The 16,522-nt window shown below is 59.3% G+C and carries 14 protein-coding genes; 4 read left to right on the forward strand and 10 right to left on the reverse strand.

Annotated features, from left to right (window positions below):
• Positions 1-10: 10 nt before the first annotated feature.
• Positions 11-1,399 carry an FAD-dependent oxidoreductase gene (locus HMPREF2820_RS09755; protein WP_070603880.1) on the reverse strand — a complete coding sequence of 463 codons (1,389 nt, stop codon included), beginning with the start codon at positions 1,397-1,399 and terminating at the stop codon, positions 11-13.
• A 742-nt stretch (positions 1,400-2,141) separates the two neighbouring features.
• Between HMPREF2820_RS09755 and pta the strand changes: the two genes are divergently transcribed.
• Both pta and HMPREF2820_RS09765 read left to right on the forward strand, forming a co-directional pair.
• Complete coding sequence (pta, locus tag HMPREF2820_RS09760; protein ID WP_246822271.1) at positions 2,142-3,467, forward strand: phosphate acetyltransferase; 1,326 nt, start codon at positions 2,142-2,144, stop codon at positions 3,465-3,467.
• A 5-nt stretch (positions 3,468-3,472) separates the two neighbouring features.
• Positions 3,473-4,669 carry an acetate kinase gene (locus HMPREF2820_RS09765; protein ID WP_070603884.1) on the forward strand — a complete coding sequence of 399 codons (1,197 nt, stop codon included), beginning with the start codon at positions 3,473-3,475 and terminating at the stop codon, positions 4,667-4,669.
• A 243-nt stretch (positions 4,670-4,912) separates the two neighbouring features.
• Here HMPREF2820_RS09765 and HMPREF2820_RS09770 read toward each other — a convergent pair whose 3' ends face one another.
• From HMPREF2820_RS09770 to HMPREF2820_RS09785, 4 genes are all read right to left on the reverse strand, one after another.
• Positions 4,913-5,764 (reverse strand): L,D-transpeptidase, encoded by an 852-nt coding sequence (locus HMPREF2820_RS09770; protein WP_070603886.1) that lies wholly within the window; start codon positions 5,762-5,764, stop codon positions 4,913-4,915.
• A 113-nt stretch (positions 5,765-5,877) separates the two neighbouring features.
• On the reverse strand, positions 5,878-8,352 hold the full coding sequence (locus tag HMPREF2820_RS09775) for a serine/threonine protein kinase (RefSeq protein WP_070603888.1): 2,475 nt from the start codon (positions 8,350-8,352) through the stop codon (positions 5,878-5,880).
• Positions 8,349-9,428 (reverse strand): glutamate ABC transporter substrate-binding protein, encoded by a 1,080-nt coding sequence (locus HMPREF2820_RS09780; RefSeq protein ID WP_070603890.1) that lies wholly within the window; start codon positions 9,426-9,428, stop codon positions 8,349-8,351. Before HMPREF2820_RS09780 ends, HMPREF2820_RS09775 begins: the two co-directional genes overlap by 4 nt.
• Positions 9,425-11,041, reverse strand: coding sequence for a hypothetical protein (locus HMPREF2820_RS09785; protein ID WP_070603892.1), 1,617 nt, complete (start codon positions 11,039-11,041; stop codon positions 9,425-9,427). The genes HMPREF2820_RS09780 and HMPREF2820_RS09785 overlap by 4 nt, the downstream gene beginning before the upstream one ends.
• Before the next feature lie 135 nt (positions 11,042-11,176).
• On the opposite strand from HMPREF2820_RS09785, the gene HMPREF2820_RS09790 reads away from it, so the two are divergent.
• Positions 11,177-11,680 (forward strand): NUDIX domain-containing protein, encoded by a 504-nt coding sequence (locus HMPREF2820_RS09790; RefSeq protein WP_070595447.1) that lies wholly within the window; start codon positions 11,177-11,179, stop codon positions 11,678-11,680.
• 115 nt (positions 11,681-11,795) lie between these two features.
• Here HMPREF2820_RS09790 and HMPREF2820_RS09795 read toward each other — a convergent pair whose 3' ends face one another.
• The 3 genes from HMPREF2820_RS09795 to HMPREF2820_RS09805 all read right to left on the reverse strand — a co-directional run bounded on the left by HMPREF2820_RS09795 (position 11,796) and on the right by HMPREF2820_RS09805 (position 13,760).
• Positions 11,796-12,113, reverse strand: a complete 318-nt coding sequence (locus tag HMPREF2820_RS09795) for a hypothetical protein (RefSeq protein WP_180950649.1) — start codon at positions 12,111-12,113, stop codon at positions 11,796-11,798.
• 42 nt (positions 12,114-12,155) lie between these two features.
• On the reverse strand, positions 12,156-12,719 hold the full coding sequence (locus HMPREF2820_RS09800) for a MarR family winged helix-turn-helix transcriptional regulator (RefSeq protein ID WP_016421518.1): 564 nt from the start codon (positions 12,717-12,719) through the stop codon (positions 12,156-12,158).
• A 243-nt stretch (positions 12,720-12,962) separates the two neighbouring features.
• Positions 12,963-13,760: an exodeoxyribonuclease III gene (locus tag HMPREF2820_RS09805; RefSeq protein WP_070603895.1), complete on the reverse strand. Its 798-nt coding sequence runs from the start codon at positions 13,758-13,760 to the stop codon at positions 12,963-12,965.
• Between the two features lie 134 nt (positions 13,761-13,894).
• On the opposite strand from HMPREF2820_RS09805, the gene HMPREF2820_RS09810 reads away from it, so the two are divergent.
• Positions 13,895-14,722: an RDD family protein gene (locus HMPREF2820_RS09810; protein WP_246822265.1), complete on the forward strand. Its 828-nt coding sequence runs from the start codon at positions 13,895-13,897 to the stop codon at positions 14,720-14,722.
• Positions 14,723-14,769: 47 nt separating this feature from the next.
• Here the strand turns inward: HMPREF2820_RS09810 and HMPREF2820_RS09815 are convergent, their stop codons facing one another.
• Both HMPREF2820_RS09815 and HMPREF2820_RS09820 read right to left on the reverse strand, forming a co-directional pair.
• Positions 14,770-15,888 carry an N-acetylglutamate synthase, CG3035 family gene (locus tag HMPREF2820_RS09815; RefSeq protein WP_016421515.1) on the reverse strand — a complete coding sequence of 373 codons (1,119 nt, stop codon included), beginning with the start codon at positions 15,886-15,888 and terminating at the stop codon, positions 14,770-14,772.
• Between the two features lie 3 nt (positions 15,889-15,891).
• Positions 15,892-16,473: a peptide deformylase gene (locus tag HMPREF2820_RS09820; protein WP_070429378.1), complete on the reverse strand. Its 582-nt coding sequence runs from the start codon at positions 16,471-16,473 to the stop codon at positions 15,892-15,894.
• Between the last annotated feature and the right edge of the window lie 49 nt (positions 16,474-16,522).

Below are 16,522 nucleotides of genomic sequence, written 5' to 3' on the forward strand. Positions count from 1 at the left end.
TTACTCGCCGTTACTCGCCCTTGGAGTGGGTGACCATCTCATCCCACTCGACGTACTTCTTGCGTTCGCGGCCCTCGGCCTCGCCAGCGGCGCGTTCGGCAGCATCGAGCTTGTGCCAACCTTCCCAGTCCAGGTAGTCGATACCCTTGGACTCAAGCAGCTCGTTGACAGCGGACAACTCCGGCTTCGACGGGTTGAATATCTTGCCCTCAGCGGCATCGGCCAGGAGATTGGCCACGGCCTCGTTGGCATCGCCCTTGGTATTACCAATCAGGCCGACCGGTCCGCGGCGAACCCAACCGGTGGTGTAGAGGCCAGTGATGGCCTCAGCTGCTTCATCCTCGGTGTTGTTGGATTCGATGACTCGACCACCGACGTTGGAAATGACATTCTTCACGTTGTCGAACGGGATACCCGGCAGCGCATCAGAGCGGTAGCCCACGGCGGAGTAGACAGCGCCGACCTTCCAGTCGGTGGTCTCGCCGGTCGGCCGCAGCCCGCCAGCACCGTCGTATTCCATGCGCTGAGTGCGCAAGCCTGTCACATGCTGCTGGCCGTCGGTACCCTCCTCGCTGAGGATTTCCACTGGCGACTCGAAGAAGTGAATGTAGAGCTTGTGCGGTGCGTTCTTCGGCTCACGGATGGCGTAGTTCTCCAGGATGGTGCAGACCTGGTCAGTAATCTTGGAGTTGCGACGCATAATCTCGGATGCGGAGTCGTAATCAATATCGCGCGGATCGACAACGACCTCGACGTTCGGTGAGTAGTCGAGTTCCTTGAGCTCCAGCGGAGTGAACTTTGCCTGTGCCGGGCCGCGGCGGCCGAAGACGTGGACTTCCTTGGCCTTATTTGTCTTCAGAACCTCGTAGACATTGTCCGGAATCTCTGTGACGTGCAGTTCCTCACCGGTCTTCGCCAGGATTCGAGAGACATCCAGCGCGACGTTGCCGACACCGACGACGGCCACGGACTCCGCCGAAAGGTCCCAGGTGCGCTCAAAGAGTGGATTGCCGTCGTAGAAGCCCACGAATTCGCCTGCGCCGAAGTGCTCCGGCAGGTCCGCTCCCGGCGTTGGCAGTGCGCGGTCGCCGACGGCACCGGTGGCGAAGATGACGGCGTCGTAATGCTCCTTTAATTCGTCGAGTGTGATGTCCTTGCCGAACTCAACGTTGGAAAATAGGCGCAGCTCCGGCTTTTCCATCACGCGGTGCAAGGCCATGATGATGCCCTTGATGCGTGGGTGGTCGGGGGCGACGCCGTAGCGGATTAGACCGAATGGAGCCGGCATCTTTTCAAACAGATCGACTTCCACGTCAGTACTGGATTTCATCAGTGCATCGGAAGCATAAACACCGGCCGGGCCAGAGCCAATTACGGCAACGCGGAGCGGGCGATTCATGAAGTGTGTCCTTCTTTCTCTAATGCTTTACGACGGCCACGAGGCCGCGGCGTAAGTAGCTGCCAGCGGTGACCTCGTGGGGGAAAGGAGTTATTGGTGAGCTATCGGTTTATTCGACATTCCCAATGGTAGCGCCCCCAATCGTAGCGATAACTTACGAAAAATCGAGAGGCGAGCATCACATCATCGGTGAGATGCTTTTGAAGGCATACAAAACTAAATGTGACCTTAGTCACGTCTAATGTGGGAATTTGGGCTAGTTCACTAGAAAAACCGCATAAAACCCGCGATTATGCGGGAAAATTGTTGGAATCTGCGGGGAAAAGTGTGGCTACCAGGGGTAACCAAAGAGGTTTGAGTCCGCCGTGAGATGTAAGGTGACTCACAATAAGATGAAAATAATGATTTGGGACTCAGCGGGATTAGATTCAGCAGGATTAGAAGCTCAGCATGATCTTGAGCCTCCGGCAGTCCAACGGCTCGAGCCAAGTCAACGTTTAAATAAGTCAACGATTAAGCGCAGTGCGAGAAAGGAACGTCGGTGAGCGATAAGAACGCCCAAGCGTCCACCAACAACTCCGCAGTCCTGATTACTTCAGTGGACCGCGCAGACAATCTGCAAGATGTCATTACGGCATTGTCTGAGGCACTGGGTGGGGCACGTTGCCTCCACACTGTCGGTGGGGCGCACGGCGCCACCGTGGATCAGGTTGTTGTGGATCCGGAATCCGCGCTTGACACCATCGTCAGTGCTGTTGAGGCTGACCGCGCTGCTAACGAGGGGGCGGCTGTTCTGACCGGCTCCGGCAACCTCGATTTTGACTTCCGCATTGCCACCGTCGCCGGCGCCGGTGTCATCGTTGTCGCTGGCGGCGAGGGCTGCCACACAGAGGCCGCAAAGGCTCGCGTTCGTTTGGCTCTCAGCAGTGCAGCTCAGCGTCACAGCGAGGTACTCGCAGTTGTCCTTACAGGGGAGGAGGCAGCTGAGGCTGCTAAGACTCTCGAGCTCGACGTTCCCGTTGTTGCCGTTGACGATGCTGAGGGGCTGCGCAAGGTCGTAAGCCGCGAGGTCACCGCAGTGATGACTCCACAGCGTTTCCAGTGGTGGCTGTTGCAGCGCGCCAAGGCTGATAAACGCCACATTGTGCTGCCAGAGGGGGACGATGACCGCATTCTTGAAGCCGCTGATTACCTCCTGCGCGAGGACATCTGTGAGCTCACTATCCTCGGCGACCCGGATGCGATGAAGGCGCGCGCCGCCGAACTGGGTTTTGACATCGACGCCGCCCATCTCTGGAACCCGCAGACCTCCGAATATGTTGAGCAGTTCGCGGAACAGTTCGCAGAGATGCGCAAGGCCAAGGGGGTCACGCTGGAGCAGGCCCGTGAGACGATGCAGGACATCTCCTACTTCGCGACGATGATGATTCACAACGGGCTTGTCGACGGCATGGTGTCCGGTGCAGCCCACACAACTGCGCACACCATTCGTCCGTCCTTGCAAATCATTAAGACCAAGCCGTCGGCTTCCACGGTGTCATCACTGTTCCTCATGGTTATGGACAACTCGCTGTGGGGTTTTGCGGACTGTGCGGTGCTGCCGAAGCCGGCTCCGGAACAGCTGGGTGAAATCGCGGTGGTATCCGCCGAGACTGCAGCTTCCTTCGGCATCGATGCCCGCGTCGCCATGCTGAGCTACTCCACTGGAGTATCCGGCACAGGTGAGGATGTGGACCGTGTGAAGGCGGGCCTGGCCAAGGCCAAGGAGCTGGCTCCGGAGCTCGCTGTCGATGGTCCGCTGCAGTTCGATGCTGCTATTGACCCGTCTGTGGCTGCGAAGAAGATGCCGGATTCCTCCGTTGCGGGTAAGGCAACTGTTTTCGTGTTCCCGGATCTGGACGCCGGTAACATCGGTTACAAGATTGCCCAGCGCTGTGGTGGTGCATTGGCAATCGGCCCGATTCTGCAGGGCTTGAACAAGCCGGTCAACGACCTTTCCCGTGGCGCCACGGTGCCGGACATCATCAACACGGTTGCAATTACCGCTATTCAGGCTGGAGGAAACTAATTATTATGTCCCGTCACGTACTTGTTTTGAACTCCGGTTCCTCCTCTATCAAGTTTCAGCTGGTAGACCCGGAGAAGGACTCCACGCAGCCGCCGTATGTCTCCGGTCTGGTGGAGCGCATTGGTGAAGAAGACGGCATTATTAATCTGAAGTTCTCCGGACAGAAGATTGAAATCACCGAGCCTATCGCTGACCACGCCAGTGGTCTTGACCGCGCGTTCGAGCTGATGGATGAGCACGGTGTTGGTCCGGAGTCGGTGGATATTGCAGCCGTCGGTCACCGCGTCGTTCACGGTGGTCGCCTGTTCTCTGGACCGGAGCTGATTACCGACGAAATCGTCGGCATGATCCGCGACCTTATTCCGCTGGCGCCGCTGCACAACCCGGCCAATATCGTAGGCATCGAGGAGTCTCGCAAGCTGCTTTCGGGCGTGCCTCACGTCGCCGTCTTCGACACTGGTTTCTTCCACACCATGCCGCCAGCTGCTGCTCTGTACCCGCTCAACGCAGAGGTCGCATCGAAGTTTGATATCCGTCGTTACGGCTTCCACGGCACCTCGCATGAGTTTGTTTCCAAGCAGGTGCCGGACCTTCTGAATAAGCCGGCAGAAGAAATCAACCAGATTACGCTGCACCTGGGTAATGGTGCGTCGTGTGCGGCTATCCGAGGTGGCCAGGCGGTGGATACCTCGATGGGGCTGACCCCGCTGGCTGGTCTGATGATGGGCACTCGTACCGGTGACATTGACCCGGGCGTCATCTTCCACCTCTACCGCAACGGCATGAGCATCGACGAGATCGACAATCTGTGCAACCGCCAGTCCGGTCTGAAGGGTGTCTCTGGTGTCAATGACTTCCGAGTCCTGCAGGAGCGCATGGATGACCACGACCCGGATGCTTGGGCTGCATACCAGATGTATGTCCACCAGCTGCGCCGCTACATTGGCTCTTACATGCTGATTCTCGGCCGCCTCGATGCCATCACCTTCACCGCAGGTGTCGGTGAGAACCACGTCGGTATTCGCCGTGATTCTATGGCTGAGCTTGAGAACTTTGGTATCAAGATTGATGACGAGCTCAACTCCCAGCCGAATGACGGCCCGCGTCTGATTTCGGCGGAGGACTCGAAGGTCAAGGTCTTCGTGGTGCCGACTAACGAGGAACTGGCCATTGCCCGCTACGCAATGAGCTTCGTGGAGTAGGTTTTTGGACAGGAGCCCTGACGAGTAGGCAGGGGCTCCTGTAACCCTCCGTAATCGACGGCTTCTAGATGCCCCATCTGTTGAATCCGCAGCTGTGACCCAACAAAAATGAGCTCGCTCCCACTGCCTTCCAAACTGGAAGAACCTAGTGGGGCGAGCTCATTTTCACCGCCGGGGAAACTGCGCCTATGCCTCAACAGGCTCAGTCACCCGGTCATCGTTTCAACGCATCAGCGCAGCTAACTACCAGATGTAGACGCCGTCGCCGACCTGCAGGGTATCGAAGTACTTCACAGCATCATCGTGGTTCAGGTGGATGCAGCCGTGGGACATCTGATTAACAGAGCCCTCGTGGAAAGCTTCGCCGTCGTTGGTGAAGTACACCGAGAACGGCATCGGACCGTTGTAAGGACGGGACCACTCGTCGCGGACCTTGCGGGTAACGCTCAGGTGGCCACGGGTGGTTTCGTAACCCGGCATACCGGAGGACATTGGCACCGGACCGTAGGTGATGTTGCCATTTTCCTGCAGCCAGGTTTTCTGGTTAGCCAGGTCAACGCATGCGCGGGCGCTCGGCGGGCACGGGTTGTTTGGCTCTGGGCGTGGTTCAGGGCGTGGCTTCTGCTCTGGCTGTGGAGCAGGGGCAGGCGCCGGCTCAGGCTGCGACGGCTCGTCCTGGCCCCCCAGCAAACCGAAAATCTCGTTGACGACGCGGGTGGCTTCGGCCTTCTGTGCGGCTGACAATGGCAGGCTGTCGATGGCGTTCAGCAGCTGAGTTTTGACCTTGTCCGCCACCTGCTTGTTGTTTTCAGCGAACTTGAAGTTTTCATTAATCAGAGCGACGACCGAATCCGGCAGCTTCACCGAAGAGGAATCCAGTACCTCAGAGAGCTCAGGGGCAAGGTCGCCCGAATTCAGAGTCGAGATCTCCGGCAGCTTGAGGTCCCGAACACTTTGGCTAAGCGACTGCAGGTCTGGAGAAACCGGCAGGGCAACGGCAGTGCCGGCCCCAATACCAAAGGCGGTGGTGAGGGCTGCAGCGCTGATAATGACGCGCTTAGCGCTGCGGAGAGAGGATTTCGAAGAGGCAAACATAGAGGATATCTTAAACCACGAAAGGCAATTCTCTCTTTATTCACCAATTCTGGGGTGGCGCTCACGCCCACAACAGCATGTTTGACCAGGTTCGGTAAGGAGCTGTTAGAGAGCTAACGCCAAGTCCGTGGCCGGATGAGATTTGCGATATCCACCAAGTTGTAGCGGTGTCGCGGAAACTGCGAAGAGCGTGCCAGCATCCGTAAGTCTTTTTCCAATCCTTCACGCAGGCCGGCCACGGTAAAGGGCGCATCGAAAAGACCATTGGAGCTAGCTGCATGGTCGAGGTTCGAGCTGCGCAACCAGTTCAGCGCGGACGCCATCACGGCGATGCGCAGCTGTGGCATGCGCGGTTCATTCGTCGGCAGCTCCACCAGACGACGCGCAGCACGGCGAATTCTCGATTCAGTTAACTCGGAGGGCATCCCGGAGGTGAGCATCAGAATCGTCGTCAAACGTGCCATGCGATGGTGACGGGAGTTACCGGGTACGCGGTCAAGCTGGGAGATAGCCATTTCGTGTTGGCGCTCAGAGGCCAGCTGACGAGCTAGCCCGAAGGCGGAGGATACCGTCGTCGGGTTGGCCGCCCACACGACGGCGTAGAGACGCAGGGTGTTGAAGCGAATCGTCTGAGGTGACAGGGACTCGCTGGCCCAGGCGGGGGAGAAGATTTCGGGCGTATCGGCAGCGACATTATCCAGCGCGCTGCTCAAGTTCGCGGCGGCGCGGGCGACAGCGGGCTCGAGGAGAGATGCGTTGGCGATGCCCAAGCGCTGTTGAATCAACTCGAGAGTCGCTGCCAGCGCCAACTTCGGGGCGGGCTCGCCGGGCAGCATCGTCAGCACGTGGTGGAACGAGGCGAGGGCATCGTTGAATTGGTCGAGAAGTAAATAAGTCACGCCCTCGTACCAGTGATAACGCCAATCGCGCTGCAAGCGTTCAGAGACATCGCGGAGGCTGTCGCGGGCCTCATCAATTAATCCGAGGTCCAGTTTTGCACGCACGATGCCCAGTGGAATTTCCACCGAAGAACCATACTCGGGTTCGGACAGAGCATTGGTCAGTGCCTCGATAAGTTCGTTGGGCTCCGTAAATGACGAGGCACTCAAGATGCGCGCACCCGGATCTGTCGGGTTAATCAGTGGTACAGGCAGCGCGAAGGTCACTTCTTGCGGAGTGATTTCCACGCCGCGGGTGATGCCGTCGACAAGCTGATCGGTGCGGAACACCAGGTGCTTGGTGCCGTACGTGGAACGCTGCGGCGAGAAATTCGACACCGCCTGCGGGAATTGCACGCCGTCGCGCACCGCCAGAATCTCGCGCAATACGCCGATGAGCTGCACACTCATCTCTTCGGCAGAACCGAAGCGAGCCTCCGGGTTCTCGTGGCAAGCGCGTAGTAGGAAGCGGTAGAGCGAGTAAAAACGGCGGAATAGAGGCTCTTCGACAGGTGAGGGTAGCCCCGGGTCGTAGACGCCGTTGGTCGCCGGCAACTTCAGAATCAGGGAGGCTAGCGTGCGGCCGACTGTGTAGATATCACTGGCAATTGTCGGTCCCGTCGTGGCAATCTCCGGCGCCTGGAAACCGGGCGTGCCGTAGATATGGCCGTAGGCGCCGATGCCGGTGACCGCGCCAACGTCGATAAGCGTGACGTGGTCTTCGCTGAGCAGCACGTTGTCCGGCTTCAAATCGTTGTAGACAACGCCGCGGGAGTGCAGGTAATCCAGCGCGGGGAGCAGCTCCAGGATGTAGCCAATCGCTAGGTCACAGGGCATGACGCCGTCTGGGTAGCTCCGTCGCTGCTTGCGTAACGACGGGCCGCCGACGTACTCCATCACAATGAAGCCAGTGGCGCTGTTGGCGTCCGTCTCATCGATGAAGTTGATAATCTTCACAATTCCCGGATGCGAGATTTCCGCGAGGAACTCGCGTTCCGCCTGGACTACGGCGAAATCCTTCTCGTTTTTCGCTGCCATCATGCCCTTGAGTACGACCCAGCGATCCGAGACATTGTGGTCAATCGCCAGATAAATCCAGCCGAGCCCGCCGTGGGCAATTGGGCCTAGAATCTCGTACTGATCCGCCACGATATCGCCGGCTTTCAGGCTCGGCGCCGGCTTATTCGTCGCTCGAATCTTCTCATCACTCATTACTGCATCGCGCGGATCCTGCGTTGTGATGTACGGCAGGTGTACCATGCCGTCGGCGACAGTGCGTCCGCGGTGTGCATTCGATCGCCTCCGGCGGAAGTCCTCCAACGCTTTCCGGTGCGAGGCCATCGACGGATCTGGTGTCTGGGCGCCGGGTTGGCTCGTCGCGCTTGACGACGAGCTCCCGCGCCCCAACAATTCGGCGATATCGAACTCTTCGTCATCGTCATCATCGTCCGCAAAAGGGTCGAAGGCGACAGCGGCAGTGCCGGGCTCTTGTTCGTCGTCTTCATCGGCGAATGGGTCGAAGGCGACGGCCTGAGTGGCAGCTGCCTCTGCCTCTGCGTGAGCATCCTCCTGGGGCTCCGGCGTGTACTGGGGATGCTGGGCTTGCTCGGATTGCTGGGCTTGTTCGGAGAACTGGTTTTCGTCGCTCATCGGTTATCCACCTCGCCTTCTGGAGCAGCTTCCGGTGTGGGGGAGATTCCAAGTATGTCTTCGTCGTCGCTGTACTGTGGCGATGGCTGTGTACCGCTTGGCAGGAAGGGGCCGAACCAAGTGTCGTAGAGGGACTGCCAGGTGCCATCGCTGGCCATACGCTCCAGGGTCGCGTTGATTTGGCGAACTAGGCCTGGGTTCCCCTTGGATACACCGGCCGCGTAGCTTTCCTCGTTCAAGCCCCGCTGGACAATGGCGGTAGCCGGATCTTGGTCGTTGATACCAGCGAGGATGGTGTCATCGGCAACGACGATCTCTGCCTGGCTGTTTTGAAGTGAAATGAGGCAATCCGACCAGTTACCGACCAACAGCAGCGTATTGTTCGGCGAGAGCCGTCGAATCAAATCCTCGGTAGTGGATCCCCGGGAGACACAGATGCGACCGTCCTCGACGTCCTCGGGGGAAGCATCGCCACCCGGCGAAGAGACTAGAACTCCAGCTCGTGCTGTCAGATACGGTGTGGAGAACAGCACCCTTTCGCGCCGGGCATCGGTGACCGTCATAGTGCGCAAAACGACATCGACAGTGCCGTCTTCGAGTGCGGCAGTGCGTTCGTTGCTGTCGACGAACCGAAACTCGACAGCATCGGGATTGTCAAAGATGTCCCGGGCAATCTCTTGTGCCAGGGATACTTCAAACCCCGAGAGCTCTCCGGTGCTGAAGTCGCGGAAGCTGAGCAGGTTCAATGATTGGTCAACACCAACGATGATGCGGCCGCGCTGGTAAATCTCCGGGATTCGCTCTTCCGGTGTTTGGTCATCGGGGGCGAGTGTGGACAGATCTGGGGTGTTGGCTTCTGCCGCAGGCTTCCTCGAGGAGGCTTTGTCGTAGAACGCGCCCGGTGGCAGGGGGAAGTCACCGGTGGCCTCCAGGATTGTGCGCGAGTAGGGATCGTCGGCAAGCGAATCGGTCGCGCAGGCACTGACGGTGAGCCCGGCGATGGCGAGTGCACCAAGGACGGCCCTGCGCCGCCAACCGGCGAGACTGTGGAGCGACGGGGAGAACGAAACAATCATAGGTACTCCAGAAGCCGGTGTCGGAAGCCGAAAACAACCAGAACTGCCGCGATGACGGTCAGCGTAACCGTGGCGAGGGATAGTGCCGCGATAGCGCGACGGGATTGGTCGAGGTTCTCACGGGCGGTCAGGCGGGACTCGGCGATGGAATTCTGTAGCGACTCATCGACCTGGTTGAACGCAGTCGCCGACGAGCTGGCATTATCCACATCGGTCGCGATGCGAACCGCACCGGCGTAGTCGCCTGAACTCAAGTGCTCCATCATCAGGTTGTGGCCGGACTCCCAGCTGTAGATACCGTGGATAGCGGCTCTGACATCGTCGTCCGGCGCGTTGGCGTCCACTCTTTCCAGCTCGCCGACCAGGGTGCGCACCGACTGCGAGAAGGACTCCGCATCCGCGGGCTGACGGCGCACTAAGCCGAGGGTTTCGCTGGCGCGTAGCTGCTGGGCATCAATGCGTACTTGGGTTAGGGCATGAACGTCCGGGCGCTGCTCTCCGAAGAGGGAGTTAGACTGCCACGGCTGAGTGGTGGCGATTCCCACACCGACAAGTGCGATGGCCATCAGCATGGTTGCACCAAACAGGCCGACGTTGAATAGTCGACCGGTGCGGCGAGTCAGCCACCACTGTGTGATTAGCAGCATCAAAATTGCCGCTGCCAGGCCTGACATCGGGAAAAGAGGTGGCTTCGATAGTTCGCGCTGCTCCTCATTAGTCGTGGTACTGGTGCGTTCGTAGAGCGACTTTGCAGCTGGCAGAATCTGGACCTGCATCAAGTTTGAGGCAGAGGCGAGGTACGCGACACTGACGGGGTTGCCCTGGCGCGCATTCGCGCGAGCTGTCTCGACCATGCCGGTGTAGACCGGCAACAGTCGCTGTACAGTCGCGACATCCTTCATCTCTGGATCATCGACGTTTTCAATGCCCGTAGCTGCGCGGGTAGCGGACATGGATGCTTGTGCGATGACATCGTCGAAGTTGCTGACCAAGTCCTGGCTGCTGTTGAGTGTGCCGCGGGAAAAAGCGGTGTTGGCGGACGCATCGGCAATCGTCAGCGAGGCATAGAGATTCTGCGAGGCATTGGCCATCGGCTCGCTCAGTTGCGAAATTCGGGTGAGCTGCTGCTGGCGTTGCGAGGTTGTTTGCCACATGGATAGGCCGGCTGCCAGGATAGCGACGATGAGGATGAGGGCGACTATGGTCAATCGGCCCGGTGACGTTATCAAAAATGACGCTGACCGGCGCACATACGTGGCCGACGGGCCGAGCTTGTCATAGAGGCGCTCACCGAGAAAACGTGTCAATCTCCGGTTGCGCGGGCCAATCTCCAGGGCATCCACGCGCAGGTCTGTATCGCGCGGAGAGTCTGCCAGGGCTGTTGGGGTTGCGGCAGTTGATGGTGCCGCGCTTTCGGGAGTCGGGGTGGAGACGGGAGTATCTTTCGATTCCTTTGCCGCCTGAGCCGCAGTGTGTGTGTCTAAGCTTTCGCCACCGGGAGTGGTGCGACCGCTGAAACGAGTTCGGCGTGGAGCGCGATTCTTGCGGTGGAATGGGTTTCGGCTTTTGTCGTGGGCGCGGGAATGAGGCGCACTTGAAGTGGTTTCACCCATGTGCACGTGTCCTTCCGACGTGACCGAAGTCGCCTGCGACAATCTCTCCGCTCAGAGCAACGTTAGTTCCCTGCAAATCTTAGTCGCTCGAGCTTGTGACGGAAAACACAAGGGTATCTGGCGTAGGGTGGAGACATGCTTCAGGATGGAAATGGTTGGGCGGCCGGCCCCAACGGTACGCGCTGCTGGGGACGCTTCGGAGCTGCAGGGCTGCTGATTGTGAGCCCTCAGCGCACTGTGCTTATGCAGTATCGAGCTGACTGGACATCGTTCCCCCTAACGTGGGGTGTTCCTGGTGGGGCTTGTGATTCTCATGAAACTCCTGAGGCGACCGCGCTGCGTGAAACGGCTGAGGAAACTGGGCTGCTGGAGCATCAGCTTCGCATCCTCGACACGCAGGTCACCACCGGCCCCTTCCCGGCCGATCCGGACCGCCCCGAGCTCGCCGGCGGCTGGAAGTACCACACGGTTTACGCACTAGCTGCCGAAGAGCTGGAGACGCATCCGAACGAAGAGTCTCTAGAGCTGCGCTGGATTCCGCTTGACGACGTCGACAGCCTCGATCTGCTGCCGCCTTTCGTGGAATCGTGGCCCCGGGTGCGCGCGCACCTCGAGAAATTGCTGGAGGCCCTTGACTAGGTGGCTAAGGCCTGAGGTTTACACCGCCCATTGAGGCTGCACGCTGAGATTGGCACACCAAAGCCGCTCCCCGGTGTGACTTTTAAGTCGGGAGAGCGGCTTGTCTACTTGTTGCTTACTTGGAGTCGGCAACTGCTGCTGCGCCAGCAGCCAGCGCGGTGACGGTCAGGACGGACGGCCATGCGCCAATCTTCTTGGCCAGCGGGTGTGAGAGGCCGAAAGCGCCGAGGTAGGCGGCCACCAGACCAGTGGCTCCCAGGGCGCCGGTCTTTGCGTTCCAGGTGCGTGCTGCATATGCGCCGGCGGCGCCCAAGATGACGCCACCGAGCGGGCGAATGCCTGTTTCGCGAGCGGTGAGCCAGCCGCCGATGAGGCCGGTGGCCACCAATGGAGCGGTCTTTACGTTTTTTGCCTTCTTCAAAGTAATAGCCATGAGCATCATCGTACCTAGTAAGAAGGGTTTAGCGGCGCGCTTTTAGAACGGCTCCTGGCGGCGCTGGTGCTCCTCAACATAGCTTTCCGAGTGCTCCGCCAGCTTCAGCAGCGAAGGCAGTGCCTTAATTAGCGCACGCACGTCCTTTTGCGACATCGTCCGCACAATTTCGTACACCAGCGCACCCCAGTGGTCGATAAGCTGCTCCAGCAGGGTCTCGCCATCGCTGGAGACATAGAGGTTCTGCGCACGGCGATCCTTTGCATTGTTCTCGCGTTCAATCAGCCCGTTGTCGAGTAGACGGCGGACTGTTGCCGAAACGTTGGACGGGCGCAGGAAACGCAGGCGTGCAATGTCGGATACGCCGCAGCCCGGGTGGGTCGAAATAAAGTGCAGTACTTCCATTTCCGACTGGGAAATGTCCATCCTGGCATTCGGGCGCTCACCGAGGCGGCGAGTCGACGCAAGGAAGTCATACAGGCCGATGGAGATCTTCTGCACGCTTTCGCGCAGGGATTCATCGGACTCAGTTGAGTCATCCGCGGTGGGGAAGCCGCTCGCTGGCTCCGGGGTGGTGGTGCGCTGAGGGGAGCGTGCAGAAGTCATGATCTTCCTTCCCGACGTAATGAATTGATGTTCTGAATAAACACCTTATATCGTCGAAATAACTTTCTGTGGTGAAAATTTGTAGATTGAACAAAAAGTTAGGCTCATAAGTGTTGTGCGGGTGCTTTATCGCCCATTTCTGCCCCTGATTTTAGGGGCTGGCAGCAAGGACTCCGCTTTACGACGGCCCCAGCGACGCCCCCTAGAAGGAACTAGGCCTACGCGCTTTTCCGCCGCGTTTATCTACACTTCGTAATCCACAATCACCGGAGCATGGTCGGATGCGCCTTTGCCCTGACGCTCTTCGATGTCGATGAATCCGGCGGACGCCTTTGCCGCGAGGGTGGGGGAGGCGAGCTGGAAGTCGATGCGCATGCCCTCATCCTTGAAAAAGCGGCCGGCCTTGTAATCCCAGTAGGTCCACTGGTTTGGGGTGAATTGGCGAGTTACTTCCTTCATACCCGCCTGCTCCAGCGCATAGAAAGCTGCGCGTTCAGGTGGTGTGACATGTGTTTTCCCCGCGAAGGCTGCCATTGACCAGACATCGCCGTCGGTCGGGGCGATGTTGAAGTCGCCGCCCATCATGAAGGTGGCCTCCGGGTCGTCGTCAAGCGTGGCGATGATGTGCTGACGGAGCTGCTCCAGAAATTCGAGCTTGTACTCGAAGTGCGGGTCGGTGATGTCGCGGCCATTTGGGATGTAGAGGCTGTGGACGCGCACGCCACCGCAGGTAGCGGCGATATGGCGGGCCTCCAATGCGGGAGTTGCGTCGGGGTCCTTGTTGAAACCGGGCTGACCGGGGAACCCTGCCTGGATATCGTCGAGGCCGACGCGGGAGATGATGGCAACGCCATTCCACTGATTCAGGCCGTGGTGGGCGACTTGGTATCCCAGCTCTTCAAAAGCAGCGGTGGGGAACTGGTCGTCCTTGCACTTGGTTTCCTGGACGGCCAGGACATCAATGTCATTCCGGCGCAGCATTTCCACCATTCGGTCGAGGCGGGTTCGAGCCGAATTGACGTTCCAGACACAGATTCGCATATCAACGATTGTAAAAGGGGATTGTAAAAGGGGAACGAAACGGCGGCCTCATGCGTTGAATAAAGCAGTGACGAAATAGGCGGACAAAAGCGGACTAGGTGGGCGGAAGCCCGGTAGGAAAGGGAGTTTCGAGGTTGGCTAACTGGGACGATCGCCGTTACGGCGGCGAGTACAGTCCGGCGGATTACCTGAGTAGTAGTGGCAGGAATGCTTATCGGGAGCACGACGCATATGCGGCGTACGGTGCGGCAATGCCGTATCAGGAAGTGCCATATCCGGTAGCAAACATTCCGGTCGGCTACGAGAGCGGGTACCCCGCTAGCTACGGGGTGTCTTCCTTCGGTGAGCTCAGCACTAACCCCAAAGTTGCACCGCTGACCGCTCAAATGGCAGTACACCTGGGCTTCGACCCCAATCTGGCCAATGCCCCTGTGGTGCGTCGTGGTGGTGCGCTGCTGGTGGATTCTGTCATCTACACTGCGTTGATTGCCTCTATTGCAGTTCTCGCTAGCATCGCGGGGACATCCGACAGCGGCGTAATGGTGATGCTGATCAGCCTCTTCCTCGGTCCCGGTGGTTTTTACCTCTACCGCGTGGTGGGAGACTCCATCTTCGACGGTTCTCCGGGTAAGCACGCCATGGGCATGAAAATTGAAGGTGCACACGGGATGCCAGTTTCAGCCCGCGATGGTTTTGTGCGCAATGCCTGGATTCTGCCGTCGATGATTCCGGTCGCCGGTTGGTTTGTCTCTGCGGGCCTGGCTGGCTGGATTGCGATGGCTGCCTCACGCGATCCGCTGGGGAGAGGTCGTCATGAACTCTCGGTTCGCACTCGAGTGGTGGAAAAGCCGGAGACGCGCGAGCGGCAGCGCGGACAGCGCCGCATGGACAATCGCATGGGCAGCAAAGAGCAGCAGGGCAACCAGCTGAAGCGGACTAAACGGGTTAAGCGCGGGAAGTAGGGCGATTAGGGCGAGCAGGGCAGGGCCGAAACGTAAGCCCCCGGCCCCTAAGCCCCTGTCAACTCCGCATATCGGTGCCGGTGGTGCTCGGTAAAACCGAGCGTCCGGTACAGCGCAATGCCAGCCTCATTCGAGCCCAATACCTGCAGATATGCAGAATCTGCCCCGTGCTGCGCACCCCAGTGCATCATCTGAATTCCCAGTAGGGTGCCTAGCCCTCGGCGGCGCATATCGGCTGCGACTTCCACGGCAGAGAATCCGAGCCACACGCGGCCGTCCTCCGATTCGGTCAGCGTGCCGCGTGTAATAGCTACTGTGCGCATACCCTCAGACGCACTGTCATCAGGGACTTGGAGCCGGCCGAAACACATGCGGCCATCAATTTCATTGCGCAGGAACTGCAGCGCATGCTCGGGCAGCGTAGTGCCGCGGAAGTGGTAGAGCTCCAGCCAATCGTCGTCAGGCTGATCAGCGATGTCCACCTGCACGTCTGCCAGCTCGGCGCTGTTCGTTTCAGTTGCCAATTCAACGGGCGGCAAGTCCCCATCGAGGGAGCGCGTCATAACCACAATGTCCGGCCCGACCGTCCACTCTGACCCAGCGACCAGTGCCTGTGCAGGCTTGGCGATCCGATCCGGAACCGCAATCCGCACCGGCAAATCGTGGGAATCGTAAAACGACTTAATCTTCTCCAGCGGCACCGGCTGAGTGCTGGCTCCGGGCTCGAGCGGCAGCGCGGAGTTGGAACGCTCTGTAATACCATCGCCCGCACGCAGCAGCCAGCCCGACTCCACCACGTGCGCGATACCCGGGAAGGCCTTCGCTGTCGCAGTTTCCACGGCGCGAATGTCCGAATTGCGCACCGGATGATCCGGCAGGGCCTTCACAATCAAAATGTGCTTATCGCTAAAGTCCACCGCTGCCACGGACTCGTCGGCACGCACGCCAGCACGAACCTGTGGACGCACGACGAACGGATCCATGCTGAGCACATGCCCAATGACGTCCGTAGTCTTCTTGCCGCTGGCCAGCGCCTCTTCATCGGTTAGCGCGCGCCGCACAATGACACGACGTCCCACCGCTACCTCACCGACACCCCAACGGGAAATCGGTAGCTTCTGGGCTGCATTTTCGCTTGCCGACGACTCCAATTGCCTATCCGTCACGATTTAATCCTCGTGGCCGAACGGATCCGGATCCACGCCCGGCATCCAGGTCAGGCCGCCCTCGGTCCAACCGGCGCGCTTGATTTCCTTCTTGGCCATGCGCTTCCAACGGCCCGTGAGGCAGTCGGTGTAGAGGAACCCATCCAGGTGGCCGACTTCGTGCTGCATGCAGCGGGCGAAGAAACCGGTGGCCTCGATGCGGACCTCTTCGCCGTTTTCATCCAGGCCGGTGACAACAGCCTTCTCCGCACGGTTGGTGGGGAAGGACAGGCCGGGCACAGAGAGGCAACCTTCGTCATCGGAGCCGTCGTCGTTAGGCATAGTCTTCGGGATTTCACTGGTGGTCAGCACCGGATTGATGACGCAGCCGCGGTGCCAGACATCGTCGTCATCGGGGCAGTTGTAGACGAACAGACGCTTGCCGACACCCACCTGGTTGGCAGCCAGCCCCACACCGTGGGCGCGGTCCATGGTTTCGTACATGTCCTCGATGAGCTCACGCAGCTCGGAGGCATCCTCGGTCACCGGCTGGGTAGGAGTGTGGAGAACGGGGTCTCCGGCAATCACAATGGGACGGATAGTCATGCCGCTGATTCTACTCGGCGTCCATGTTTTCTAAATCGCCTGGTGATGC

It is taken from the genome of Corynebacterium sp. HMSC064E08 (genome assembly GCF_001811805.1).
In the GTDB taxonomy this organism is placed as follows: domain Bacteria; phylum Actinomycetota; class Actinomycetes; order Mycobacteriales; family Mycobacteriaceae; genus Corynebacterium; species Corynebacterium jeikeium_D.